Origin of the sequence: Galactobacter caseinivorans, assembly GCF_003640665.1 — a bacterium.
Lineage (GTDB): Bacteria > Actinomycetota > Actinomycetes > Actinomycetales > Micrococcaceae > Galactobacter > Galactobacter caseinivorans.
Genome location: NZ_QQXL01000005.1, coordinates 181,368 through 205,376 on the forward strand (window position 1 = coordinate 181,368; position 24,009 = coordinate 205,376).

The 24,009-nt window shown below is 68.9% G+C and carries 23 protein-coding genes; 12 read left to right on the top strand and 11 right to left on the bottom strand.

Annotated features, from left to right (window positions below):
• The first annotated feature begins 137 nt into the window (after nucleotides 1–137).
• The 6 genes from DWQ67_RS09510 to DWQ67_RS09535 all read left to right on the top strand — a co-directional run bounded on the left by DWQ67_RS09510 (nucleotide 138) and on the right by DWQ67_RS09535 (nucleotide 7,694).
• Nucleotides 138–1,955, top strand: a complete 1,818-nt coding sequence (locus tag DWQ67_RS09510) for a BCCT family transporter (RefSeq protein WP_121485359.1) — start codon at nucleotides 138–140, stop codon at nucleotides 1,953–1,955.
• Nucleotides 1,956–2,477: 522 nt separating this feature from the next.
• On the top strand, nucleotides 2,478–3,566 hold the full coding sequence (locus DWQ67_RS09515; protein ID WP_121485469.1) for an ABC transporter substrate-binding protein: 1,089 nt from the start codon (nucleotides 2,478–2,480) through the stop codon (nucleotides 3,564–3,566).
• Nucleotides 3,567–3,668: 102 nt separating this feature from the next.
• On the top strand, nucleotides 3,669–4,646 hold the full coding sequence (locus tag DWQ67_RS09520; RefSeq protein ID WP_158595425.1) for a FecCD family ABC transporter permease: 978 nt from the start codon (nucleotides 3,669–3,671) through the stop codon (nucleotides 4,644–4,646).
• The gene (locus tag DWQ67_RS09525) at nucleotides 4,643–5,686 is read left to right on the top strand and encodes a FecCD family ABC transporter permease (RefSeq protein ID WP_121485361.1); all 1,044 of its coding nucleotides are present in this window, start codon (nucleotides 4,643–4,645) and stop codon (nucleotides 5,684–5,686) included. Before DWQ67_RS09520 ends, DWQ67_RS09525 begins: the two co-directional genes overlap by 4 nt.
• A 62-nt stretch (nucleotides 5,687–5,748) precedes the next feature.
• The gene (locus DWQ67_RS09530) at nucleotides 5,749–6,669 is read left to right on the top strand and encodes an ABC transporter ATP-binding protein (RefSeq protein ID WP_407645806.1); all 921 of its coding nucleotides are present in this window, start codon (nucleotides 5,749–5,751) and stop codon (nucleotides 6,667–6,669) included.
• Entirely contained in the window at nucleotides 6,666–7,694 is a 1,029-nt protein-coding gene (locus DWQ67_RS09535) for a siderophore-interacting protein (RefSeq protein WP_121485362.1), read from the top strand. The genes DWQ67_RS09530 and DWQ67_RS09535 overlap by 4 nt, the downstream gene beginning before the upstream one ends.
• 76 nt (nucleotides 7,695–7,770) lie before the next feature.
• On the opposite strand, the gene DWQ67_RS09540 is transcribed toward DWQ67_RS09535, so the two are convergent.
• The 7 genes from DWQ67_RS09540 to DWQ67_RS09570 all read right to left on the bottom strand — a co-directional run bounded on the left by DWQ67_RS09540 (nucleotide 7,771) and on the right by DWQ67_RS09570 (nucleotide 12,814).
• Entirely contained in the window at nucleotides 7,771–8,517 is a 747-nt protein-coding gene (locus DWQ67_RS09540) for an IclR family transcriptional regulator (RefSeq protein WP_233556028.1), read from the bottom strand.
• 27 nt (nucleotides 8,518–8,544) lie between these two features.
• Entirely contained in the window at nucleotides 8,545–9,600 is a 1,056-nt protein-coding gene (locus DWQ67_RS09545) for an enoyl-CoA hydratase/isomerase family protein (protein ID WP_121485364.1), read from the bottom strand.
• 75 nt (nucleotides 9,601–9,675) lie between these two features.
• Entirely contained in the window at nucleotides 9,676–9,975 is a 300-nt protein-coding gene (locus DWQ67_RS09550) for a hypothetical protein (RefSeq protein ID WP_121485365.1), read from the bottom strand.
• Nucleotides 9,976–10,150: 175 nt separating this feature from the next.
• Nucleotides 10,151–11,173 (bottom strand): LLM class flavin-dependent oxidoreductase, encoded by a 1,023-nt coding sequence (locus DWQ67_RS09555; protein ID WP_121485366.1) that lies wholly within the window; start codon nucleotides 11,171–11,173, stop codon nucleotides 10,151–10,153.
• A gap of 134 nt (nucleotides 11,174–11,307) precedes the next feature.
• Nucleotides 11,308–11,511 carry a cold-shock protein gene (locus tag DWQ67_RS09560; protein WP_121485367.1) on the bottom strand — a complete coding sequence of 68 codons (204 nt, stop codon included), beginning with the start codon at nucleotides 11,509–11,511 and terminating at the stop codon, nucleotides 11,308–11,310.
• 200 nt (nucleotides 11,512–11,711) lie between these two features.
• Nucleotides 11,712–12,095, bottom strand: coding sequence for an RNA-binding S4 domain-containing protein (locus DWQ67_RS09565; protein ID WP_121485368.1), 384 nt, complete (start codon nucleotides 12,093–12,095; stop codon nucleotides 11,712–11,714).
• Between the two features lie 5 nt (nucleotides 12,096–12,100).
• Nucleotides 12,101–12,814 (bottom strand): TetR/AcrR family transcriptional regulator, encoded by a 714-nt coding sequence (locus DWQ67_RS09570; RefSeq protein ID WP_147433661.1) that lies wholly within the window; start codon nucleotides 12,812–12,814, stop codon nucleotides 12,101–12,103.
• Between the two features lie 227 nt (nucleotides 12,815–13,041).
• Here DWQ67_RS09570 and DWQ67_RS09575 point away from each other — a divergent pair, with 227 nt between their 5' ends.
• Nucleotides 13,042–13,545 carry a ferritin gene (locus DWQ67_RS09575; RefSeq protein WP_121485370.1) on the top strand — a complete coding sequence of 168 codons (504 nt, stop codon included), beginning with the start codon at nucleotides 13,042–13,044 and terminating at the stop codon, nucleotides 13,543–13,545.
• Between the two features lie 103 nt (nucleotides 13,546–13,648).
• On the opposite strand, the gene DWQ67_RS09580 is transcribed toward DWQ67_RS09575, so the two are convergent.
• Complete coding sequence (locus tag DWQ67_RS09580) at nucleotides 13,649–14,992, bottom strand: AI-2E family transporter (protein ID WP_158595426.1); 1,344 nt, start codon at nucleotides 14,990–14,992, stop codon at nucleotides 13,649–13,651.
• A gap of 115 nt (nucleotides 14,993–15,107) precedes the next feature.
• On the opposite strand from DWQ67_RS09580, the gene DWQ67_RS09585 reads away from it, so the two are divergent.
• A complete protein-coding gene (locus tag DWQ67_RS09585) occupies nucleotides 15,108–15,803 on the top strand; it encodes an SDR family oxidoreductase (RefSeq protein WP_121485471.1) in 696 nt (231 codons plus the stop codon).
• A gap of 31 nt (nucleotides 15,804–15,834) precedes the next feature.
• A complete protein-coding gene (locus DWQ67_RS09590) occupies nucleotides 15,835–16,626 on the top strand; it encodes an alpha/beta fold hydrolase (RefSeq protein WP_121485372.1) in 792 nt (263 codons plus the stop codon).
• Between the two features lie 86 nt (nucleotides 16,627–16,712).
• Here DWQ67_RS09590 and DWQ67_RS09595 read toward each other — a convergent pair whose 3' ends face one another.
• From DWQ67_RS09595 to DWQ67_RS09605, 3 genes are all read right to left on the bottom strand, one after another.
• Nucleotides 16,713–17,966, bottom strand: a complete 1,254-nt coding sequence (locus DWQ67_RS09595) for an acyl-CoA dehydrogenase family protein (RefSeq protein ID WP_121485373.1) — start codon at nucleotides 17,964–17,966, stop codon at nucleotides 16,713–16,715.
• Between the two features lie 128 nt (nucleotides 17,967–18,094).
• Nucleotides 18,095–18,772, bottom strand: a complete 678-nt coding sequence (locus DWQ67_RS09600; RefSeq protein WP_121485374.1) for a TetR/AcrR family transcriptional regulator — start codon at nucleotides 18,770–18,772, stop codon at nucleotides 18,095–18,097.
• 7 nt (nucleotides 18,773–18,779) lie between these two features.
• Entirely contained in the window at nucleotides 18,780–20,402 is a 1,623-nt protein-coding gene (locus DWQ67_RS09605) for a DHA2 family efflux MFS transporter permease subunit (RefSeq protein WP_233556029.1), read from the bottom strand.
• Between the two features lie 178 nt (nucleotides 20,403–20,580).
• Between DWQ67_RS09605 and DWQ67_RS09610 the strand changes: the two genes are divergently transcribed.
• From DWQ67_RS09610 to DWQ67_RS09620, 3 genes are all read left to right on the top strand, one after another.
• Nucleotides 20,581–21,753: a mechanosensitive ion channel family protein gene (locus DWQ67_RS09610; RefSeq protein WP_147433663.1), complete on the top strand. Its 1,173-nt coding sequence runs from the start codon at nucleotides 20,581–20,583 to the stop codon at nucleotides 21,751–21,753.
• Nucleotides 21,754–21,873: 120 nt separating this feature from the next.
• Nucleotides 21,874–22,665 carry an ABC transporter ATP-binding protein gene (locus DWQ67_RS09615; protein ID WP_121485376.1) on the top strand — a complete coding sequence of 264 codons (792 nt, stop codon included), beginning with the start codon at nucleotides 21,874–21,876 and terminating at the stop codon, nucleotides 22,663–22,665.
• Nucleotides 22,662–23,993 (top strand): permease, encoded by a 1,332-nt coding sequence (locus DWQ67_RS09620; protein WP_121485377.1) that lies wholly within the window; start codon nucleotides 22,662–22,664, stop codon nucleotides 23,991–23,993. The genes DWQ67_RS09615 and DWQ67_RS09620 overlap by 4 nt, the downstream gene beginning before the upstream one ends.
• Nucleotides 23,994–24,009: the final 16 nt, after the last annotated feature.

Sequence of the window (24,009 nt, forward strand, 5' to 3'; positions counted from 1 at the left end):
TCCTCCTGAAGGGGTGTGAGGCTCCAGTCTGACGGAAGTAATTGGGACAAGTCAATCGGTTCTGAAGGGGAAAGCTGGGCATAGTGGCCCAGTTCACTGAAGTTTGGCTGTGAGCGCAGTCCACGTACCGTGATGGCATGCCTTCCCACGATCTGAATACAGAACTAAGTCCAGAAATCAGTCAAAAATCGGGGCCGGGCACCGGCGCCGGGGGCATCGCACGCTGGGTCTTTTGGCCCACCGCCGTGATCGTCCTGGCCTTTGTGTTGGCGACCGTGCTGAACCCCCAAGGCATGAGTGCCGGCATCGGCGCCGTACAGGGCGCCATCATCACCAACTTCAGCTGGTGGTACGTCGCCCTCGCCTTCCTCTTTGTGGTCTTCTGTGTCTACGTCGGCTTCTCCAGCAAGGGCAACGTCAAGCTGGGCCGCCCGGACCACGAGCCCGAATTCTCGTTGATGAGCTGGTTCTCGCTGCTGTTTGCGGCGGGCATGGGCATCGGCCTGGTGTTCTACGGAGTCACCGAGCCGCTCACGCATTACGCCACCCCCAAGCCGGAGGTGGCCGTGCAAAACCTGGACGACGGCGCGCGGGCGCAGGAAGCGCTCGCCACCACGTTCCTGCACTGGGGATTCCAGCCGTGGGCCATTTACGTGGTGGTTGGCCTGGCTCTGGCCCACGCCATCCACCGTCGTGGCCGCCCGTTGGCGGTGCGCTGGGCGCTTGAGCCGCTGATCGGCGAGAAGGCCGTTCGTGGCGGCTGGGGCAACGCGATCGACGTGATTGCCCTGGTCGGAACCGTCTTTGGCGTGGCCACCTCCCTTGGCCTTGGCGTGACCCAGATCAGCTCAGGCCTCAAGTCCCTTGGCGTCGTGGAAGCAGATAACAACTGGATTGAATACGGCATCATCGCCTTCGTGACCTGCTTTGTGCTGTGGTCAGTGCTCTCCGGCGTCTCCCGCGGCATGAAGTGGCTCTCCAACATCAACCTGGTCCTTGCCGCCGGACTGCTGCTCTTTGTCCTGATCGTGGGACCCTCGCAGTTCCTGGCCAAGGAAATTGTTCAGGGCATTGGCCACTACCTGCAGAACTGGTTGGGCATGTCCACGGATACCTCCGCCTTCACCGGCTCTGAAGGTTCCAGCTGGCAGGCCACCTGGTCCACGTTCTACTGGGGCTGGTGGATGAGCTGGGCCCCGTTCGTTGGCGTCTTCATTGCCCGCATCTCCCGCGGGCGCACCGTTCGCGAGTTCATCCTCGGCGTCATGCTTGTCCCCGCCCTCATCACCTTCGTGTGGTTCGGGATCCTGGGCGGAACGGCCATCTTCAACGAGATGACCAGGCCAGAGGGGTACACCAGCGTCATCGGTTCCGAGGGTCAGGTGGACGCCAACGGCGCCCTGTTCCAGGTCCTGGAGCAGCTGCCCGCCGGCGGGATCCTGGTCATTGGTGCCATCATCCTGTCCGCGATCTTCTTCATCACCTCCTCCGACTCCGGTTCGCTGGTGATGGCCATGATCGCCACGGGCGGTGACACCGAGCCCCGCAACTGGATTCGCGTGTTCTTCGCGCTGGCGACCGCGGTGCTCGCCGCGGCGCTGCTGCTGGCCGGCGGCCTCACCGCCATTCAGACGCTGGCGATCACCATTGCCTTGCCGTTCAGCGTCATCATGGTGCTGATGTGCGTGGCCACGCTCAAGGCGCTGAATCGCAATGTGCGCAGGTCGGAGAGGCTGCGCCGCGACGCGCTGGTCTCGGATCTGGCAGAGAAGTTTGGCCTGGAGTCAGACGACGACGCGATCGAGTCCGGCCCCCGCTCCGCCGATTCCTGGTGGGAGGGGCTCACCACGCGCCGTCGCGAGTCCATCATCATGGGCGTCAGCAAGGCCACCGAGGAACTCAGCGGCGACACCAAGCGCCGCCCCCGCGGTGGTTCCAAGCGGACCGATGGCTAGCACCGGACTCAGGGACCCGGCCCGACGACGTCGGGCCGGGTCCCTGGCGTAAGCGGCCTTATCGCTCGGAAGCGGGCGTGAGGGGTGCTTGTCGTCGATAGGCCTGCTTCGGGTTCGAGGTCGTCCGTGGGGAAGCGGGCTTATCGCTCGGAAGCGGGCGTGAGGGGCGCTTGTCGTCGATAAGGCCGCTTCGGGTTCGCGCTCGTCCGTGGGGAAGCGGGCTTATCGCTCGGAAGCGGGCGTGAGGGGTGCTTATCGTCGATAGGGCCGCTTCGCCCCCCGGATAGGGCCGCTTCGTCCCGCTTCGCCCCCCGGAAAGCCCCGCGTCACACGGGCCCGAACCCACCCCGCACCACCCCATTCACAGCTAATAAGGAAACTTTAGTTTGTCTAATCACCTCAGGTGCGGCTACCGTTTCTACCGCCCCTGATGTTGAAGGGGGCTGGCTCTGACCGCGGGCCCAACGCAACGACGCGCACCCGCTTGGCTGGGCCCGTCGTCGAACAAGGACTATGCACTCCATGAAGCTCTTCTCTCGCACTCCAGGCGCCCTGCGCGCCGTCGCCGCCACGGCCGCGGCTGGCCTGATCGCCCTCACCGTGAGCGCCTGCGGCGCAAACGCCGGTTCCGGCGCGGCCGAGTCTTCCTCGCCGGGCCCGGACGCCTCGGGCGCCGCCGCCGAGGCCTTCCCCGTGAAGGTCAAGAGCGTCTACGGGGAGACGGAGATCAAGGAAGAGCCGGAGCGCGTAGTGTCCGTCTCGTGGGTCAATGGCGACACCGCCCTGGCCCTCGGCGTGGTCCCGGTGGCCGTTCCCAAGGTCACCTGGGGCATGAACGCCAACAACTCCACCGACTGGGCGGACGCCAAGCTTGACTCCCTCGGCGCGGGAAAGGGCTCCGATAAGGCCCCCACGTTCTTTGACGAGCCCGTCGGCGACGTGGCCTATGACGCCATCGCCGACGCCGATCCGGACGTGATCCTGGCTGCGTACTCCGGCCTGACCAAGGAGCAGTACGAGAAGCTCTCCAAGATTGCCCCCGTGGTGGGCCCGGGCGTGGCCGCCTATGGCACCCCGTGGGAGCAGTCCACGGAGATGATCGGCCAGGCGCTGGGCAAGTCCGCGGAAGCCAAGCAGCTCATCACGGACACCGAGGCCACCATCAAGAAGGCCGCGGACGCGAACCCGCAGCTGAAGGGTAAGACCTTCATCGCCGGCAACTTTGAGCCCAACCAGGGCGGCATCAACGTTTACACCTCCGCGGACAACCGCCCCCGCCTGCTCACGGCGCTTGGCATGAAGGAGGCGCCGGTGGTCAAGGCCAACGAGAAGCCGGGCGCTTTCTTCTTCAACTATTCCGCGGAGAAGGCAGACGAGCTTGACTCGCAGATCTTCTTCACCTGGTTCCCCGAGGGCCAGAACAAGGAGAGCATCGAGAAGGACAAGCTCCTGAACCGCATCCCGGCCATCACCAAGGGCGGCCTGGTCGGCACCTCTGATAACCAGCTGCTGCTCTCCGTCTCCGCCGCCAATCCGCTGAGCCTGGCGTGGGGCGCAGACAAGATCGCGGCGTTGGTGGGCAACGGCGCGGACGTCGTCGAGGGCAAGTAGTCCCTCACTCGTCCTCCTGACAGCACTGACGTGACCCAGGCACCGGCCGCCGCCGGACGCGCGCTCATAGCCGGCCGACCCTCCAAGGGGTCGGCCGGCCGCGTGGCGTTGACCGCCGCGGTGCTCTTGGTCTTGTTGGCGCTGGCGGTCGCCGCGTCGCTGGCTTTTGGGGCGCGGGGGTACAGCTTTGAGGCGGTGTGGAGTGCGCTGATCACGCCGGCGGCGGACCCGGATGCGGCCGCCGTGATTTCCTCCCGCATCCCCCGCACCGTCAACGGCCTGCTGGTCGGCGCGGCGCTGGCGCTGTGCGGTGCCGTGATGCAGGCGGCCACCCGCAACCCGTTGGCCGACGCCGGTCTGCTGGGTCTGAACGCCGGCTCGGCTTTGGCTGTGGTGATCGGGATCGGAGTTTTTGGGGTGGCAGCGGTCGGTGCGCTGTCCTGGTTTGCTTTGGTGGGAGCCGCCGGCGCCGCGTTGGTGGTGCACGCGGTCTCCACGCGGGGCTCCGGCGGGTCAACACCCTTGAAGTTGGCCCTTGCGGGGGCCGCGCTGGCGGCGGGCCTGGTGTCTGTCACGCAGGCGATTCTGTTGCAGGGGCGCGATGAGCTGGACACCTTCCGCTTTTGGCAGGTGGGCTCGCTCTCCCAGCGCCAGTTGGACGAGCTCTTGGTTCCGGCGTTGGTGCTGGCCGCCGGTGTGCTCCTGGCCCTGATCTGTTCCCCCGCCCTTGACCGGCTGGCGCTGGGCGACGACGTGGCGGCCTCCCTGGGTTCCCACCCCGCCCGCGTGCGCCTTCTTTCCCTGGGCGCGGCGGTGTTACTGGCCGGCGCCGCCACCACCATCGGTGGCCCCATCGCCTTTGTTGGCCTTGTCATTCCGCACGCCCTGCGCCCCTTTGTGGGATCCAAGCAGACCGTGCTTGCGCCGCTGAGCCTGCTCGCCGGCCCCCTTCTGGTGCTGGCCGCGGACACCTTTGGTCGCGTAGTAGCGCCGCCCGGTGAGGTGCCGGTGGGCGTCATGACGGCCCTGGTCGGCGCTCCCGTTTTCTTGATCCTGCTGCGCGTGGGGAGCAAGCGATGACCAGCACCAGCACCGTCTCCAGCACCAGCACCCGCAACCGCACCAGCACCCGCACCCGCGCCGGCCGCGTCACCCTGGTGAGCGCCGCGCTCGTCTTGCTGCTCCTGCTCGCGGGAAGCACGCGCCTGGCGCTTGGCGCCCGCCTGGCCTCCCCGCAGGACATCTTTGCCGTGCTGACCGGGGGCGGGCGCGGGGCACTGCGCTTCATGATTCTGGAGGATCGTCTCCCGGCCGTGGCGGCCGCCGTCCTCGCTGGCGCAGCGCTTGCCCTGGCCGGAGGGCTCTTTCAGCGCCTGCTGCGCAATCCGCTGGCCAGCCCGGATGTGATTGGTGTGGGTTTTGGCGCCTCCGCCGCGACCGTCTTTGGCATGCTCGTGCTCGGCTGGGGCGGCTGGTTGCTCACGGGCGCCTCGCTGCTTGGCGCGCTGCTGGTCTCCGGTGCCATTTTGCTCATGAGCCTTGGCAAGGGGGATATGGGGGCGCGCCTGGTGCTCTCTGGCATCGCGATCGGCGCCGCGCTCTCCGCTGTGGTCAACCTGCTGCTGACCCGCACCGATGTGCGTCAGGCCTCGGATGCCCTGCGTTGGCTCACCGGCTCCGTCACCGACGTCAGCTGGGAGCAGTTGGCCGTGCTGGCCCCTGCGCTTCTGGTGCTCTTTGTGTGCGCGGCCTCCGTGGCGCGCTGGCTTGGCCTGCTTGAACTGGGCGACGACGCCGCCCGCGCCCTCGGCGTGCGCGTCACCGTGGCGCGCTGCGCCATCGTGGGGGTCGGGGCCGCGCTGTGTGCGGCGGCCGTCGCCGTCGTCGGGCCGGTGTCCTTTGTCGCGTTCATGTCGCATCCGCTCGCCACGCGCCTGTTGGGGCGGCGCGGCAACCTGGCGGTCACGGCGCTGACCGGCGCCACGCTGGTGGTGGTGTCAGACCTGGTGGCGGCCCACCTCTTTGGGATCGGCCACGGCCTGCCCGTCGGCGTGGTCACCGGCGCGCTTGGCGCCGTCTTTCTCCTCGTCCTGCTCACTCGTGAACGGAGCCGCGCGTGAAGCGCTCACCCGATACGTCCCTGCCACGCGCCGCTGCCGGGGTGCCCGGTGTCGACACCCAGTTGCCCGACGCCGCTTCCACCGTCCCAGCCTCCTCGCACCGCCCCGGCGGCGCGCTGGCGGTGCAGGACCTGACGCTGAATTACGGCGGAGCGGACATCGTGAAGCGACTGAGCCTTTCGCTTCCCGCCGGGCAGATCAGTGTGATTGTGGGAGCCAACGGCTGCGGCAAGTCCACTCTGCTGCGCGGCCTTTCCCGCCTGCTCAGGCCCGCAGGCGGGAGCGTCACGCTGGATGGGGCGGATGTGCACCGCATGGCGCCCAAGGCGCTGGCGCGTCGAGTCGCGCTGCTGCCCCAGAGCCCCATCACCCCTGAGGCGCTCACGGTCAGGGAGCTGGTGGCCCATGGGCGCGCGCCGTACCGTTCCGCGCTGCGACGCGAGGGTGCGGAGGACCGCGCGGCGATTGAGCGTGCGCTCGCGGCCACGCAACTGCAGGGCCTGGCGGAGAGCGTGGTGGCAGACCTCTCTGGAGGCCAGCGCCAGCGCGCGTGGATCGCCATGGCCCTGGCCCAGGAGACGGATGTGCTGCTCCTGGATGAGCCAACGACCTTCCTTGATCTGGCTCACCAGGTGGACGTGTTGCAGACCGTCTGGGAGCTCAACGCCCGCCGCGGCACCACGGTGATCATGGTGCTGCATGACCTGAACCTGGCCGCGCGCTACGCCCACCACCTAGTGGCCCTGCGTGAGGGCGAGTTGGTGGCGCAGGGCACGCCGCAGGAGGTGGTGACCACGTCCACGGTGCGCACGGTCTTTGGCCTGGAGACCGTGGTGGTCCCGGATCCTGTGGCCGGCACCCCGATGGTGGTCCCGCTGGCAGGCAACGCCTCACCGCCCACCTCGCACATCCCCACCCCGCAGATTCCCTCCCCTCAGCCTCCCGCCCCCCAACCTCCCGCCCCCCAAGGAGAAACCCCATGAACGCCGTCCAGCCCCTCCCCGGCACCGTCTCCGCCGTCTCGCAGACCCTGGCCTTCCGCGGCATCATCCGCGAGGTCATTGACCTGGGCCCTGGCCTGCGCCGGCTGGTCCTTGGTGGCCCCGATCTGGCGCACCTTGGCCTGAACGGGCCCACGCTTGATCTGCGTTTTAAGGTGATTGTTCCCGCGGAGGGCGCCAGGGAGGCCAGCATCGGCGCCGTGCTTGAGCCGCTGCTGCCGCACACCGTGGTGGAGCAGGACACGGAGCAGAGCTGGTACCAGCAGTGGTTGCAGGCGCCCGTCTCCCAGCGCGGCCTGATGCGCACCTACACCATCCGGGCGCTGCGGGATGTGGAGGGCGAGCGCCGCATGGACGTGGACCTGGTGTTGCATGGGGTGGGACCGGACGGCTCCGTGGGGCCCGGTTGCGGCCCTGCCGCCGCCTTCGCCGCGAACGCGGCCGTGGGGGACGCGCTCTACCTGCTTGGCCCCAATCGCCATCTCACTGACGCGGACTACGGCGGCATCGACTTCCGCCCGGGGCAGGCCTCCCACCTGTTGATCGTGGGGGACGAGACGGCGGCGCCTGCCATCTGCTCCATCCTGGACGAGCTGCCACGCACGGCCACCGGCTGGGCGCTGATTGAGGTCCCGGACGCGGGCCAGATCCAGGACGTGACCCCGCCCGACGGCGTTGAGGTGCGTTGGCTGGTCCGCGGCGGCGAGCAGGCGGTGGGGGCGTTGCTGGCGCCTGCCGTGGCGCAGACCGCCCCGCTGTGGCTGGCCTCGAGCGTGACGCCGAGTGACTCAGCTGCGGCGTACGGCAAGGAACCGGAGGACGTGGACGTGGACCAGTCGGTGCTGTGGGAGTCGCCGCTGCAGAACTCTTCCAGGGACTATGCGTGGATTGCGGGGGAGGCCGGAGTGGTGAAGGAACTGCGCCGGCATCTGGTGCGTGACTTGGGCGTGGACCGCACCCGCATCGCGTTCATGGGCTACTGGCGTCAGGGCCGCTCAGGCGACTGACCGGGACGGGGAGCACGCTGCCCCACCGGCAGCGACGAACACCGGCAGCGACAAACACCCTCAGCGACAAACACCCTCAGCGACGCCCGGTGTCCATGGTGCGGCTGATGGCGCGGGCGGCGGTGCGCAGGGACATGACGGCGGAGGGCGCGGCGTCGTACTGGATCGGCACCACCACGCTCAGGGCGGCCAGGGCGCGCCCACGCTGATCAAGCACGGGCACCGAGATGCCGGTGGTGTCCGGGTCAATGAAACTTGTGAAGCTGGCAAAGCCTTGGCGCCGTATGTGATCCAGTTCCCGGCGCAGCTCCGGGTGCTTTGCGGTGACGGTCTCGCGGTGCCTGGCCAGGTAGGCCTCCAGGTCCGCGGCGGCGGCGTGGGCCAGCAGCACCATCCCCATGGAGGTCAGGTGTACGGGCATGCGAGCGGCGCGGCGGGCGGGGTTCACCGCGTGGCCGGGCCGGGAGAGGCGCTCCAGGATCAGGACCTCGCCGCCGTCCAGGATGGAGAGCTGCGTGGAGTGGCGCACCACCTGGTTCACGTCCTCCATGAACGGCAACGCGGCGGTGGCCAGGTCCTGCGCGTCGGTGGAGCGCGTCGCCATCTCCCAGAGCATCAAGCCAAGCCGGTAGGTGCCATCCGGCAGCCGCGTGAGTAGGCCCAGGTCGGTCATCTGCGAGACCAGGCGGTATGCGGTGGTTCTGGGCAGGGCCGCGCGCTCCGCGAGGGCGGAGACGGAAAGGCGCGCGTGGTGGGCGTCAAAGGCCTGCAGTACGCGCACGGCACGGTCAAGCACCGCGTCGCCTGACGTTGAATTAGCCACGGGCGCCCCTTCCTCGCATTGCTTGCCCTACCAGTCCTCGTCCTCTTCGGGTTCAAGGATGGCGCGGATGGCCTCCACATCAACCTCCCCTGGATCGGCGGGGTTCCACCGCGGTGCCCCGTCCTTGTCGATCACCCGGGCCCTGATGCCCTCGGCCAGGTCCGGATGACTCATGAGGAAGGCCGCGGCCCGGTGCTCGCGCTCCAAAGAGCCGCGCAGTTCGTCCTCGTCGCGGGCGGCGCGCACCACCTCAATTGCGGTGGCTACGGCCAGCGGCGAGTTTCCGCGGATGCGTTCCGCCGCCCCGCGGGCAGCGGGCCAGACCGAGTCGCCCAGCTCCGCAAGGATGTCAGAGAGCTCCTCCGGCGCGTAGCAGTGATCTATCCAGGCGCGGCTCTGCGTCACGGTGAAGGTGGAGGGCGGAGGTGCCACGCCGTGCATGACCTCCAGCCCGACGGCGACCTCCCCGGCTCCCAGCCGGGCCAGGTCCTGCAGCGTCGCCAGCAGGTCATCTGCCCCGTCTTGGGCCATGCAGAAGTCTGCCAGCCCGTTCTCCACTGCGTCTCCGGCACCCACCGTGTCCGCCGTGGCCGCCAGGTGCTCACCCACGCGCCCAGGCGCGCGTCCAAGCAGCAGTGACCCACCGACGTCGGGCACATAGCCGATCCGCGTCTCTGGCATGCCAAGCCGCGCGTCCGGCGTCACCACACGGACCTGCGCGGCCCCGGCCAGGCCAAGCCCGGCGCCGAGGGTGAGGCCGTGCATGATCGCCACGATGGGCTTGGCGTAGGTGGAGATCTGCCCGGCCAGCTCAAACTCGTTCGCCAGCACGTCGAGGAAACCCTCGTGCTCGCCGCGCTCCAGCGCCTCGTGGAAGCCGGCCAGGTCACCGCCGGCGCAGAACCCGCGCTCGCCGGCGCCCCGCAGGACCACGGCGCTGATGGAGGCGTCGTAGCGCCAGGCGCGCAGCGTGGCGCCGATCGTGTTGACCATGCTGGGGGTCAACGCGTTGATCTTGTCTGGGCGGTTCAGGGTCAGCACGCCAAGCCCGGCGTGGCTTTCCACGAGCACGTGTGCATCCATGAGGCCTCCTCGCAACTGTCCCCCGACCGTACAGCAGGCCCGCTCATCGCGCCCTCGCCGCTCACGAGCTAGGGCTCACCACTCGGGGCCGTCGTCCTCCTCGGTGAGCTCGGTGATCTGCATCCCCGAGTTATCAAAGTCCGCTATTTCATTGCCCACCTCGGTGGCCTGGCGGCGCAGCGGATCCTGCGAGTCCATCAGCTCAGGGGAGTCAGAGGAACCCACGGCTGAGGCGCTGTCGCGGCCGTCTTCCTCTGCGTCCTCCAGCTCGCGGCGCACGCCGGCATCCCCGGGTTCGTCCGGGTCGTAGCCGGGGACCAGGCCGCTGTCTTGGTCGAGGTCCAGGTCGTCGTTGATCTCAAAGTCGGCGTCCATGTTCTTCTCCTGTTCCGCGTCTTGATCTCTCCGGCGTGCGGCAGAAGGTGACGCACGTCCCAGTTCCGATCCTGCCCTTCCCAGCCCGCGCTGTCACCCCCCTGGCCGTTTCGGCACGCTGACGGGGACGGGAGGGCACGCTGACGGGGACGGCGCGGGGGCCAGGAAGGCGCGGCTAGGCCAGCCCCCCGGACAGGCCGCCCGCGGCCCACGCGGCGGCGGTGAGGCGCACGGAGTCCAGCCTGGTGGCCTGATCCAGGGCGTGGTGCACGGTGATCAGCTCCGCGGCGCCCGCGCTGGCCGCCATTTCCCGCAGCTGGGTCGCCACGCGATCCGGGGTGCCGATGGCGCTGAAACTCATGGACTCAAGCACCTGGCGCCCGGCGGGGGTCTCCAGGATCAGGTCCACCTCGTCCTCGGTGAATGGCGTGGCGCGCCCGCGCCCCAGCATGTCCCGCACGCGTTCGCGGCCCACAGCATCAAAGCGGCGCACGGCCTCTGCGGGGTCCTGCGTGGCCAGCACGCCGACGGCGACGATGGGCTTGGGTGCCTCCAGCCGGGCAGAGGGCTTGAACTCGCGCACGTACACGTCCAGCGCCTGCTCCAATGCGGCGGGGGCAAAGTGGGAGGCAAAGGCGTACGGCAGGCCAAGCTGCGCCGCCAGCTGGGCGCCAAAGAGGCTGGAGCCAAGGATGGTCACCGGCACGTGGGAGCCGCGGCCCGGGTAGGCGTCGACTCCGGGGATGCGGCTCTCATCATCCAGGTAGCCCATCAACTCCACCACGTCGGAGGGGAAGTGCTCTGCCGCGTTGGGGCCGCGGCGCAGCGCGCGTGTGGTGACCTGGTCCGTGCCAGGCGCGCGCCCCACACCCAGGTTCACGCGGCCCGGGTGCATGGCCTCCAGCGTGCCAAACTGCTCCGCGATGAGCAGGGGCGGGTGGTTGGAGAGCATCACGCCGCCGGCGCCCACGGTGATGCGCTCGGTGTGGGCGGCCACGTGGGCCATGAGCACGGACGTGGCGCTGGAGGCGATGCTCGCCATGTTGTGGTGCTCGGCGTACCAGAGGCCGGTGTAGCCGGAGGCCTCGGCGGTCTGCGCCAGCTCGACGGCGTCGCGGAACGGTTGGCCCGGATCGGTGCCTGGGCGGCGCGGGGCCAGGTCAAGAACGGAAAGCGGCGGCTGAGTGGAAAGAGTCACGCTCGGTGCAACCAAGCCGGCGCCGCGCGTATTCCTGAACCACGCGTCGTCGGGCAGGGGGGCGTGAACGTGCCAGGAATGACGACGGCGCCGCCACCCGTGAGGGTGACGGCGCCGGAAGCGTCAGCGGTCGATCAGACCGGACGGATCGCGGAGGCCTGCAGGCCCTTGGGGCCCTGGGTCACCTCGAACTCAACGCGCTGTCCCTCTTCGAGGGTGCGGAAGCCGCTGCTCTCGATGGCGGAGAAGTGTGCAAACAGGTCCTCGGAGTTGTCATCCGGAGCGATGAAGCCAAAGCCCTTGTCCGGGTTGAACCACTTGACGATGCCAGAAGCCATGTAGGTACTGATCCTTTCTCAGCCCCCGGTGAGCGGGGGCACTGTGACCGCCCGACGGGATCGCGGGCGTTGCAGTCGGTCCTTACCTGCTGCGTGAGGACCGGGAATCCGGACCGGCTTCGGCGAAGAACTGGGAACTACGTTTCTCAACCTACGTGAGCACCGGGCTGAGTTCCACCCCTTTGCCGCGAGTTCCCCTGCTATTCCTGCTCCGTCCAGGAGGAGCGCAGGGCGTCCATCTCCCGCCGATCCTTCTTAGTGGGGCGGCCAGCGCCGCGGTCACGGACCGGGACCTGCGGGATCACGACCTTCTCCCGTGGGGGAGTGTGATCCACGTAAACGGTGCGGGCCACCTGCGCGGAGACGCGCTTGTTGATGAGCCCGGACACCTCAAGATCGCGCTCCTCACCGGAGCGCCGAATGCGCAACCGGTCCCCGGGCACCACCGTCTGGGCGGCCTTCACGGGAGCCCCATTGAGGCGCACATGGCCGGCGCGGCAGGCCGTGGTGGCCTCGGAACGGGTCTTGTAGACGCGCACAGCCCACAGCCAGGCGTCCACGCGCACGCGGGAGGGCGCGGGCATGGGGCTCAGGCCTGCGGAACGTCCGTGGCAGCGCCGGTGACCAGGCCGGCCACCATGCGGCCAAGGGTGCCGTCAAAGAACAGCTCGGCGCCCATCTCGCTACCCAGGCTGGCCAGCGTGGGCTCCAGGACCCCAGCAAGCTCCAGGGACACGGTGCCGTGCAGGGTGGCCCACACGGCGGTGCAGAGCGCGCCGGAGCTCTCCGGATCCCCCTGCAGGGCGCCAGAGGCCAGGCCGTCTCGCAGCGTCTGATTCAGCGGCGCCATGGCGGCCTGCCAGGCCTCGTCCACGCTGTCCAGGAACACCTCCGGCGCAGAGATCGGAACGGTGGGCGCCACGACCGTACGCACGGCGCCGGTACCAGCGCGGCGAACGGCCAGGCCAAGGGCGTCGGAGAAGATGGAGCGGTACTCGTTCGGGTGCGCCAGTGCCCAGGTGCGGTAGGCGCGTGCCAGCTTGAGGAGCTGGTTGAGCGGGTCCGCCTCCGGCGCCAGGGTGCTCAGCGAACGCCCCAGGTCCTGCAGGGACTGGGCCGTCAGCGCGGCCCGCAGCGAGTCCATCCCCCCAAAAAGGGTGTAGATCGCGGCGGTGGTGGTGCCGGATTCCGTCGCAAGGCGACGCGCGGAGAGAGCGGAGGGGCCCTCAGTGGCAGCAATCATGGCGGCGTCACTGAGCAAGCGCTCCCGGACGGCTGCATCGTATCGGCGAGGTCTCGGCATGATGACAGTGTTCCAGCCCACGGCTGTCCGTGCCAGTTCACATCGAAAGGAGTCTTTCCTCGCCCTGGCGCGCTTGGTCTGGTAGGCGGCCAGCGACCCGGCCCTTGAGCAGGCAAGGCTTGCCTGCTCATGGGCCGTATGGGCGCTGTATCCGCTTGTTTCTGCCCTCAGCACAGCCCAGCCTTTCCTTGGATGCGAAGCGGGCCAAGGAGTTCTAGGCTGAACGCATGGAACTCACCGGAAAGCTTGAAGAGGCCTTCAACCGCCAGGTCACTCTGGAACTTGAAGCCGCCATCACCTATCGCCAGCTCGCCATCGAGATGGACCTGCAGGACCTGCCGGGTCTGTCCGCATGGTTCCGCGCCCAGGCTGAGGAAGAGCTGGTCCACCGCGACAAGTTCATCGCTCACATGACGGACCGCGGCGCCCACCCCGTCTTCCAGGCCATCCCGGCCCAGTCGGTCACCGTCACCACCGTGCTTGAGGCGTTCCAGGCGTCACTGGCCCACGAGGTCAAGGTCTCCGAGGCCATCCGCGATCTGTACCGCCTCTCCCTGGAGACCGGCGACATTGACTCGCTGCCGTTGCTGAACTGGTTCGTTGACGAGCAGGTGGAGGAAGAGGCCACGGTCTCCGAGATCATCGGCCGCGTCAAGCGCATCGGCAACGACGGCTCCGGCATGCTGTCGCTGGATCGCGAGCTGGGTCAGCGCGACGGCGGCGAGCACTGAGCCTCACCGCCTGAACGGCACTGCCTGAACAGCACTGCCTGAACAGCACGACGGCGGGTCCTCACCTGAAGGTGAGGACCCGCCGTCGTGCGTTGTTGGCTTGTCAGGCCGTGCGGGCCCCGCGGCCCTCCTCGCGCTCGCGGCGCTTGGCCGCGCGCAGCCGTTTCCTGGCCTTCTTCTGGGCCTTTTCGTGGCGCTTGCGCACTTGCGGATCATCCAGGGCTGACTCGCGCCCGGACACCACTTTGACCACGGCCCAGGTCGCGGCGACCAAGGGGACGGAGATCAGTGCGCCCACGATCCCGCCCAGCACGGTGCCGCCCGTCAGCGTGACCAGGATGACCAGACCGTGCAGGTGCAAGGTGTTGCCCATGACCACGGGCTGGAGCAGGTTTCCCTCCAACTGCTGGACCACAATGGTGCCGATCGCCACGGCGATGGCCTGCCACGTTCCCGTGGTGACCAGGGTGACGAGGACGGAGAGGATGCCGGCCACGGTGGCGCCGACCATGGGGATGTAGGAACCAAGGAACACGATGATGGCCAGCGGGAAGGCCAACGGCACTCCCACCACCACCATGACCAGGCCAATGCCCAGGGCGTCCACGGCGGCCACGATGGAGGTGCCGCGGGCGTAGCCGCCAAAGGTGCCCGAGGCCCGTGCGCCTGCACGCTGCCATGTGGGGCGCACACGCTCGGGGACCCAGCTCATGAAGAACTGCCAGATCTTGTCGCCGTCCTTCAAGAAGAAGAACATGATGACAAACAGCAGGCCGGCGCCGGTGAAGAAGCTGCCGGCCGCGGAGATTCCGGAGAGCGCACCCTGGCCAAATTGGGCGCTGGTGGCGAACTTGGTGGCCTGCTGAATCCACTCGTCGATCTGGGCCTGGTCAATGTTGATGGGCAGGTGCTGCACCAGGTCCTTGACCTGGGCAAAGCCCTGCTGGGCCTTGCTGGAGAGGTTGTCCCACTGGGCCATGACGGTGGCGACGATGCCGGTCAGCACGCCGCCCAGGATCAGGAAGGCCCCCAAAAGCACCGTCCACGCGGCGCCCATGGGAGAGAGCCAACGGCGGAAGAACTTCACCAGCGGCCACAGTGCGCAACACAGGATGATGCCGAGCAGCAGCGGGAGGACCACCAGGGACAGCGTCGTCATCGCGAAGATCAGGCCGGCGGCCACCAGGACCACCAGGATGATCTGCAGTGAGCGGGTGCCCAGCGTGCCCAGTCCGTCCGACCAGAGGTGGGACACACGGCTGCCGCCCGGATTCAAGGGAATCTTGGGAGTGCCCATCGTGGCCACGCCGTTGCGCCGCTCTGGGTCGCGGGTGGAGGCGGGGGCGGTGAGCCCGTTGATGTCGCTGTCAGAGGTGACGCCGACCGAGCCGTCGCCGCGGCGTTCCGAGTCGGTTTGTTTCGCCAGCTTGCGGCGCGAGAAGAACACAATGTCCCCTTGGGGTCCGGGTGGGGTTGATCCCGGCGGATGACCGGGGCGTGCAGTCATCTTGCCACGGGGGCGGCGCTTGAACCCGGAGGCGGAAGGGAGCAAGGTGGAGGGCATGCGAATCATCATTATCGGTGGACACGGCAAGGTGGCCCTCATGGCCGCACCCCTCCTAGCGAACGCCGGGCATGAGGTGGTCTCCGTCATCCGGAACCCGGAGCATGCGGCACAGATCAAGGAGGCCGGCGCGCAGCCGCTGGTCTTGGACATTGAAGCGTCCGACGCCGCGGCGTTGGCTTCTGCGTTTGACGGCGCCGACGCGGTGGTCTTCTCCGCGGGCGCCGGGGGTGGCAGCCCGGAACGCACGGTCGCGGTGGACCGCGAGGCGGCCATCCGCACCATGGACGCGGCGGCCGCGGCAGGGGTGCGGCGCTACGTGATGGTGTCCTATCACGGGGCGGGGCGCGTGAACGTGGTCCCGGAGGAGAACTCCTTCTACACCTATCAGCAGGCCAAGGTGGCCGCGGATGAGTACCTGCGCGGGACCCAGCTGGACTGGACCATTCTTGGCCCTGGCGGCCTCACCACCGAGCCCTCGCCCCATCACGTGGCGGCCGCCGCCGCGACGGTGGCGCAAGCAGCGGCGTCGGACACCTCCACCAGTCGCGAGCTGGTGGCAGAGGTCATCGCGGCCGTGCTGAGTGAGAAGCGCTCCGTGGGGCAGACCCTTGACTTCAGCGATGGCGAGCTGGGGATCCAGGACTGGATTGGCCAGGTTGCCGCGGGGCAGCTGCCGGGGGCCGCGGCCTAGCTGCTGGGCGGCGCCCACTAGGCTTAAGGGCATGCCAGATGTGCTCAATCCAGTGGACGGAACCCGAATCTCCTATGACGTAGCGGGGGAGGGCCCGCCGCTGGTCTTCCTGCACGGCTCCGCGCTCTCCCGCGTGGTGTGGCGTGGCCTTGGCTACCTCAAGGCACTGCCCGGGTACACGCACATCCGCATCGATGCCAGGGGGCACGGGCGCAGCGAGAAACCGCACGCGGCGCCGTCCTACCGGCCGGACAGTATGGTCTCTGACGTCCTGGCTGTCATGGATGAGTTGGGCGTGGAGAAGGCCGGCATCGTGGGCTACTCCATGGGCGCCCGGACCGGCTGGCAGCTGGTGACCTCCCACCCAGAGCGGGCGCTGGCCTTTGTGGCGATGGGTGGCACGCACCGGGTGCAGCACGGGGAGATCTCCAAGATCTTCTTCCCCGGCTACCTTGAGACGCTGCGAGCAGGGGACATCGATGCCTTCGTGGAGGGCTTTGGGCCGGGTTTGGATCCCAATACCAAGGCCGCGTTCCGCAACAACGACCCGCTGGCGCTCGCCGCGCTCTTTGAGATGACGGAGTCTGGGGACACCGGTATCCCGGACCTGCTGGTGCGCCAGGTGCGGGTCCCCGCGCTGCTCATCGCCGGGAGTCGGGATCAGGCTCGCTATGCGGACTCGCTGGATGGCGCACGGCTCTTGCCACGCGGCGGATTTGCCGGGTTGGAGGGGCGCGATCACGCGGGCACGCTGGCCTCCGCTGCAGATGTGTTGGACGTGATGGTGCCGTTCCTGAACCGAGCTATCCCGCCGCTGCGCTAGCCCGCACGGCGGATCTACGTGAACCCAGGGGATCTGGGTCAACCAAGGGGGTGTGTGGCCCGGCCTGCTGGGCCGGGCCACACGCATCAGCCTGCGAAGGTGGAGTGCCCCGTGATGGAGCGGCCAATCAGGATGGCCTGGACCGTCTCCGTGCCCTCGTAGGTGTGCAGTGCCTCGGTGTCCGCGAAGAAGCGGGCGGCGCGGTTCTTGATCAGGATGCCGTTGCCGCCCAGCAGGTCGCGGGCGTTGGCGGCGATGGAGCGCATGCTGCGCGTGCAGGTGAACTTGGCCAGCGAGGCCTGGGCGCCGGTGAGCTCGCCGCGGTCCTCCAGCTCCACCATGTGCTTCACGAGGAGCTGCATCTGCACCATCTCGGACTGCATGCGGGCCAGGCGCTCGTTGACGATCTGGCTGGCGCCGAGCGGGCGGCCAAACTGCTCGCGCTGGGCCGCGTACAACACGGAGGTCTCGTAGGCGCCCATCGCGGAGCCCACAGCGCCCCAGGCCACGGAGAGCCGGGTGGAGAAGAGGACGGCGGAGGTGTCCTTGAAGGAGCGGGCGCCGGGCAGCACGTTCTCGTCCGGGACAAAGACGTTGCGCAGCGTGATGTGGGACTGCCAGATGGCGCGCAGGGCCAGCTTTCCTGTGATGGTCTCCGCTGAGTAGCCCTCGGAATCCTGCGGCACGGCAAAGCCGCGCACCTTGCCCTCTTCGTCGCGTGCCCACACCACGGAGAGTGACTCCATGCCGGTGGCCGGGCCAAGCGAGCCGTTGCCGATCCACTTCTTTTCGCCGTTGAGGACGTAGCCGCCGTCCACGCGCGTGGCGGTGGTCTGCAGGGCCACGGAGTCGGAGCCGTGGGTGGGCTCGGTCAGCGCAAAGGCGCCCGGGAGCGAGCCATCCGCCATGCGGCCGGCCCAACGCTCAATCTGCTCGGGGGAGCCGCAGTCCACGATGGAGCGCAGCGCCAGGCCGCCCTGCACACCGAGGATGGTGCTGACGGAGCCATCCACGCGGGCCAGCTCGGCGTTGACCAGGCCGGCCGCCATGCGCGACTGGTGGGGGTAGCCCTCCATGTCCACGCCGTCGCGCAGCAGGTCAAGCTCACCCACGCGCTTGAGCAGCTGCAGCGGGTAGTCGGCGCGGTCCCAGTAGTCGTCGATGATCGGCGCCACCTCGTTCAGCGCAAAGTCGCGGGCGCGCTGGCGGTACGCGTTGTCCTCGTCGTTGACGTCCGCGAAGACGCGTGCAGGGTCAACGTCCACGGGGGTGTTGCGCCCGTAGAGGTCGTACTCCGGCTCGGTGACTCCGGCGGGGAAGGGGGCTTCAAACTGGGACATGGGGGCTCCTGATCTGGGATGGCGGAAGAACGCGCTTGAGCCCAGCCTAATGAAACTGAGTGTCAAATCAAGAAACCCAGTGTCAGTGGGTCGATGAAGGGGCGCGCCGCACCGCGGTCCCTGCCAGGTCAGCCGCGTTCGCGCAGCGTGCGTTCCACGGCGGCGGCCACCGCTTGGGGTGACTGGTCCGCCGCTGTGACGACCACGACGGTGGCCGCGCCGCCCCCGGCCACGGCCGCCCCGGCCGCGCCGTGCCTGCGCACCAACTCAAGCAGCGCCGCCTCGAGGCGGGGTCGCACCTGGGCGGAGGGCGAGCGCAACCACGCGCGAAGGTGGTCGTTGTGCACCGCCACCACGGCGGCCGCCAGCGCGACCGCGGAGGTACGGCGGGCGTCGGGCAGGGGGTCCCGACCGGAGCCGCCCTCCAGGAGGAAGGTCCTAAAGAGCCGTTCAAAGCGGTGCGTGCTGATCAGCTCGCGATCCCGCAGGGCGGGGACGCGGTGCAGCAGCTCGTGCCGCAACTGCGAGAGCCGCTGGTTGCTGGTGTGGTGATCAAACACCGCGAGTGCGGCGGGGACCAGGGCGCCGGGCCCTGAGGTCCCGTCCAGTGCCTGCGCCGCGGCCCTGATGCGGTCCTCTTGGTCGGAGAAGACCATGTCCTCCTTGGAGCCGTAGCGCCGAAAGAAGGTGGAACGGCTCACTCCGGCCGCGGCCGCCAGCTCGTCCACGCTGGTGGCGTCAAAGCCGCGTTCAAGCAGCAGCTCCACTGCGGCCGCTGGTACGGGGTGCCTGGAGGGGGTTGGCATGGCGGGCTCAGCTGCCTTCGGCGGCGGCGTTGGGCTGCGCGGCGTCTACCTTGGCCGCCTGGGCTCGAGACGCATCCGCCCTGGTCGCTGCCTCGGCGGCGGCGGAGGGGCGCGCCCGGAAGCACAGGGCGGCCACGGCGCCGGCCAGCGCGGCCAGCGCGGGGAGCAGCAGGGACTGCCCATAGGCGGTGGCAAAGGCGTGGTGCAAAAACTCGGGGACCACGCCACCTGCCCCGGCCTCTGGTCCGCCGCCGGACGCGGCTTGCGCGGCCTGCTTCACGTTCGCGGGGGCGTCCGTGAGCGCGGAGGTGGTCTGGGCGGCGATCGTGGCCTGCATGACCGCGGCGATCGCGGCGGAGCCAATCACGGCGCCCACCTGCCGGGTGGTGTTGAAGACGCCGGAGCCGGCGCCCGCGTCCATCGGGGTGAGGTCGCGATTCGAGGTGAAGGAGACGGAGGGCCACACAAAGGCGGAGCCAAGGCCCATGACCGCGGAGGCCACGAGGATGGCCCAGAGCTGGGCCTGCGAGGAGACGCACCAGGCCATGGCGAACATGCCAAGGCCAAAGACAAAGAAGCCGGGCGCGGCCATCCACTTGGGGTCCCGCCGGCCCACCATCTTGCCGGTGAGCGGCGCCATGATGATGCCCATCAGGGACATGGGTGCCAGCACCAGGGCGGCCTGCGTGGGCGTGAACTCCCGCACCGTCTGCAGGTACAACACCACGGGCACGGCGAAGGTGGTCACGGCCACGCCCATGCAGGTGATGGCGACGTTGGCGAGGGTGAAGTTGCGGTTGCTGAACAGGCGCAACGGGAGCAGCGGCTCCTTCTTATTGCGCGCCTGCCACAGCACAAACACCACCAGGAAGAGCAGCCCGCCGATGATGAACTCGAGGGTGGTGAGGGGGAGCCAGGGGAACGGAGTCCAGATGGTGCCCCAGTCGTGACTCTCTCCTTGCTGAATGCCAAAGACGAGCAGGAAGATACCCACCGCTGAGAGCCCCACGCCCAGCAGATCAAAGCTGTGCGAGTGCACCGGCAGGCGCGGCACCCACAACCACACCAGCACAAAGCAGAGCACTCCCACGGGAATATTGACGAAGAAGATCCATTCCCACCCCCACGCGTCCACCAAGACGCCGCCAAGCAGCGGGCCCACCAGTGTGGCGACGCCAGCGGTGGCGCCCCACAAAGCCATGGGGGCGCCGCGGCGCTCGGCCGGGAAGATGCGTGTAATCAGCGTCATGGATTGCGGGGTCAGCAGCGCGGCGCCAAGCCCCTGCACGGCGCGGGCGGCGATGAGCATGGCGGCGCTGTCCGCGAGGCCACACCAGAGCGAGGCCAAGGTAAAGACGGAGAGGCCAATGAGGAACATGTTGCGCGGGCCAAAGCGATCACCCAGGCGCCCGGAGATCAGCAGCGGCACGGCATAGGTGAGCAGGTACGCGCTGGTGACCCACAGCCCGCCGTTCAGATCCGCGTCCAGATCCTTCATGATGGCGGGCAGCGCCGTCGTCACGATGGTCGTATCAATGAGGATCATGAAGAAGCCCAGGATGAGGGCGCTCATGGCCTTCCAGGACTCACGGTTAGTGGGTGGGGTGAACTGCGTTTGGGTCTGACTCACCTGCCAAGGGTAGGCCCACGCGCCGACACCCCGCTCGCCCTGTGATCTGCATCGCACGGCGCAGCTCCCGTGGCGGCCCATCAGCCAGGGCCAGGCGCACTGCCCGACGCCGCTGGGTTGCGGCGCGCACCCAGCGCGGACTGGGCGCGCGCTCGGGGAGGTATGGAACCCTGGGATCATGTTCGCGCTGTTCACGCACCTGCCCATGGCGACAGGCACACCCAGCCCCACGCCGTCGGGCACTCCCTCGCCGTCCGGGACCCCCTCGCCGTCACCAACCCCATTTCCCTCCCCGGCGCCGTTGACGGAGGTGGTAGCGGAGGCTCCCATGGCGCTGCGCCCGTGGCTCTCCTTCTTGCTGCCCGTGATCGCCGCCGCCCTGGTGACCTGGGTGGTGTGGTTCCTCCTTGATCGGGTGTTGCGCCGTCACGCCCGCCTGCAGCGCCAGGTCAAGCGCCTGCGCCTGCCGGTGTTTTGTGTGCTGCTGGCCCTCGGCCTAGCGATCGGCACCGCCGGTCTCATCCCGGACGAGGGCTGGTCCGCTGCCCTAGCGGCCGGCCTGAAGGTGGCGATCTTTGGTTGTGTGACCTGGCTGATCGTCGTGGCGCTGTCTTCCTTTGAGGTCTCCATGCTGGAGCACTACGAGGAGGAGAGTCAGGATCTGCGCCGCCTCTCCAAGATGAAGACCCAGATCACGCTGGTCAAGCGGGTCGTCACCGCCATCGTGATTGTCTGCGGCGTGGGCGCGGTGCTGCTCATGATCCCCGCGGTGCAGCAGCTCGGCACCACCATCCTGGCCTCCGCCGGCTTGGTCTCTGTGGTGGTTGGCCTGGCGGTGCAGGGCGTGCTTGCCAACGTCTTTGCCGGCCTGCAGGTGGCCTTCACGGACGCCATCCGCGTGGATGACGTGGTGGTGGTGGAGACCCAGCAGGGCAAGATCTCTGAGATCACCCTGACCTATGTGGTGGTCGCGATGGCGGACGGGCGCAACATGATTTTGCCCTCCACCTACTTCACCACCACGCCCTTTGAGAACTGGTCCCGCAACTCAAGCGAGCTCAACGGCAATGTGGTGATGGACCTGAACTGGACCGCGCCCGTGGACCGCATCCGGCGCCGCGTGACCCAGCTCCTGGAGGCCTCCGACCTCTGGGACGGGCGCACCGGCACCACCCAGGTGACCGGCGCGGAGGGCGGCATCATCAAGCTCACCATCACCATCAGCGCCCGCAACGCCGGGGATCTGTACACGCTCAAGAATGACATTCGCGAGAAGGTCGTGGCGGAGCTGCAGGAGCGCGATCCGGGCTCGCTGCCCTCCTTCCGCCCGCCGGCGCCACCCGCGGCCTGAGGCTGCGCCGGGTGGTCCGCCTGGGTGAGGGGCGGGTCCACCCGGGGGCTGAGGCCGCCGCTCCCAGCTCGCGACCCGGGGCCGACGCGCTGGCCACCCTCCGAACGGGAGAGTGGAACCATGCAAAACCTCGCGGCCCCGGCCCCCCTCCCCACGCCCCCTCATCGGACCCACGCCACCCGCATCAGCGCGCGTGCCCTGACCAAGGCCTTTGGCCCCACGCGTGCCCTCGCGGGTGTTGACGTGGGAGTGGAGGCAGGCGAGGCGCTCGCGATCATGGGCCCCTCCGGCTCCGGCAAGTCCACTCTGCTGCTGACCCTCGCAGGGATTGAGCGTCCGGACTCCGGCCAGGTGATGTACAGCCCCGCTGGCTCCGCCCCCGTGGACGTGGCGGCCATGCCGGATCGCGGCCGCTCGGAGCTGCGCCGCACCGACTTTGGATTCGTGTTCCAGCAGGGACTGCTCATCCCGGAGCTGACCGCGATAGAGAACGTGGCCCTTCCCCTCATGGTGCTCGGCATCCCGCGCCAGGCCGCGGAGGCGGAGGCAGCGCAGTGGCTGGGGCGCATGGGGCTGGCCGGAATGGAGCAGCGCCGGATCGGCGAACTCTCCGGCGGCCAGGCGCAGCGCGTGGCGATTGCCCGCGCTCAGGTGGGAGGCGCCTCGGTGACCTTTGCCGACGAGCCCACCGGCGCCCTTGATCGCAAGACCTCATCAGAGGTGATGGATGTGCTCCTGGCCTCCACGGTGGGCCGTGGCGCCTCGCTGGTGGTCGTGACGCACGACGCCACGGTGGCCGCGCGCTGCGACAGGACCCTGACCATGGAGGACGGGCGCATCAGCCACCAGTTCTTCCGCACGCAGGCCGCCGCCGCGCAGGCCGCTGCCGCGCAGGCCGGAGGCACCCGATGACGGTGATTCGCCTGACCTGGTTGCTGCGCCGCGCCACGGACAAGCGTGCGGCCCTGATTGGCGCCGGCGCCTACGCCCTGGTGACCGCCCTGCTCCTCATTACCTTGGGCGGAGGATGGGCGTTCATGCAGTGGCAGGGGGAGGAGGCCCCCATGTATCAGATGCTGGCGACGCTGGCCCTGATCCTCTTGGTGGTGCCCCTGGCCTACCTGGGCGCCGCCGCTGCACGGCTCTCTGCCCGGGCGCAGGATCGCCGCCTGTCCACCTTGCGGCTGGTGGGAGCCACCGGCCCGCAGGTGGGCGGCGTGACGGTGCTTGGCGCGGCGTCGGAGGCCCTGGTGGGTGTCCTTGGCGGCGCCGTGCTTGCCGCCGCCGCGACCCCGCTCGTGGGACTGATTCACTTCCGCGGAGAGGCGCTTGGCGCCCAGCTCTGGCTGCCCTGGTGGCTGCAGGCCCTGGTCATGCTGGCCGTGGTGGTGTTGGCCGGCGTCTCCGCGATGGGTGGCCTGCGCCGCGTGCTTGTCACCCCCTTGGGGGTCCGCACGCGTCAGGTGGCCAAGGTTCCCTCCTGGCTGCGCGTGGTGGTGGCCCTTGGTCTGGTAGTGGGCGGTAGCTCCGCGATGACGATGAATGGCGCCGTGGGCGAGGCCTTTGGGACGGCAGGCATGGTGGTGATGGTGCTTGGTGTGCTCCTGGGTGGGCTGGTGGCCCTGAACGCCATTGGCCCGTGGGTGCTGCGCGTGTGGGGCAACGGTCGGGTCCGCCGGGCCAGCACCCCCCAGGCCCTGCTTGCCGCACGCACGGTGCTGGATGACCCGGCCGCCACCTGGCGCCAGGTCTCCGGCGCGGCCATGGCCGGCTTTGTGGCCGTGGTGGGCGGCGTGGGTGCGGCGATGATGAGCCAGGTCTCTCCCGAGGCCACCCCTGCCGAGGCCCTGATGGCCGCGGACGTCCTGACCGGCGTGGTGGTCACGCTCGTGATCGCCTTTGTGGGTGTCGTCTGCACCACGCTGGTGGCCCAGGCCGCCACCGTGCTTGATCGTGAGGAACTCACCGGGGCCCTGGAGACCATGGGTGTGCCGGCCGCCTTCTCCACTCAGGCTCGAGTGGGAGCGCTGATGCGCCCGCTCATCATTGTGCTGCTGCTGGCGATTGTCTCCTCTGCGGCGTTGCTGTTCCCGCTGGTGGGCATGGCCATGATCATGCAGCCACTCACGGTCGCGATCGTGGCCGGAGTCTGCGCGGGCGGTGTGCTCGCGGTGCGCGGCGCCACCTCGCTGGCCGGCCGCGTCTCCCAGGGCGGTGCCCGGATCCCGGCTGGCGTCTGATCGCGAGACCCTCAGG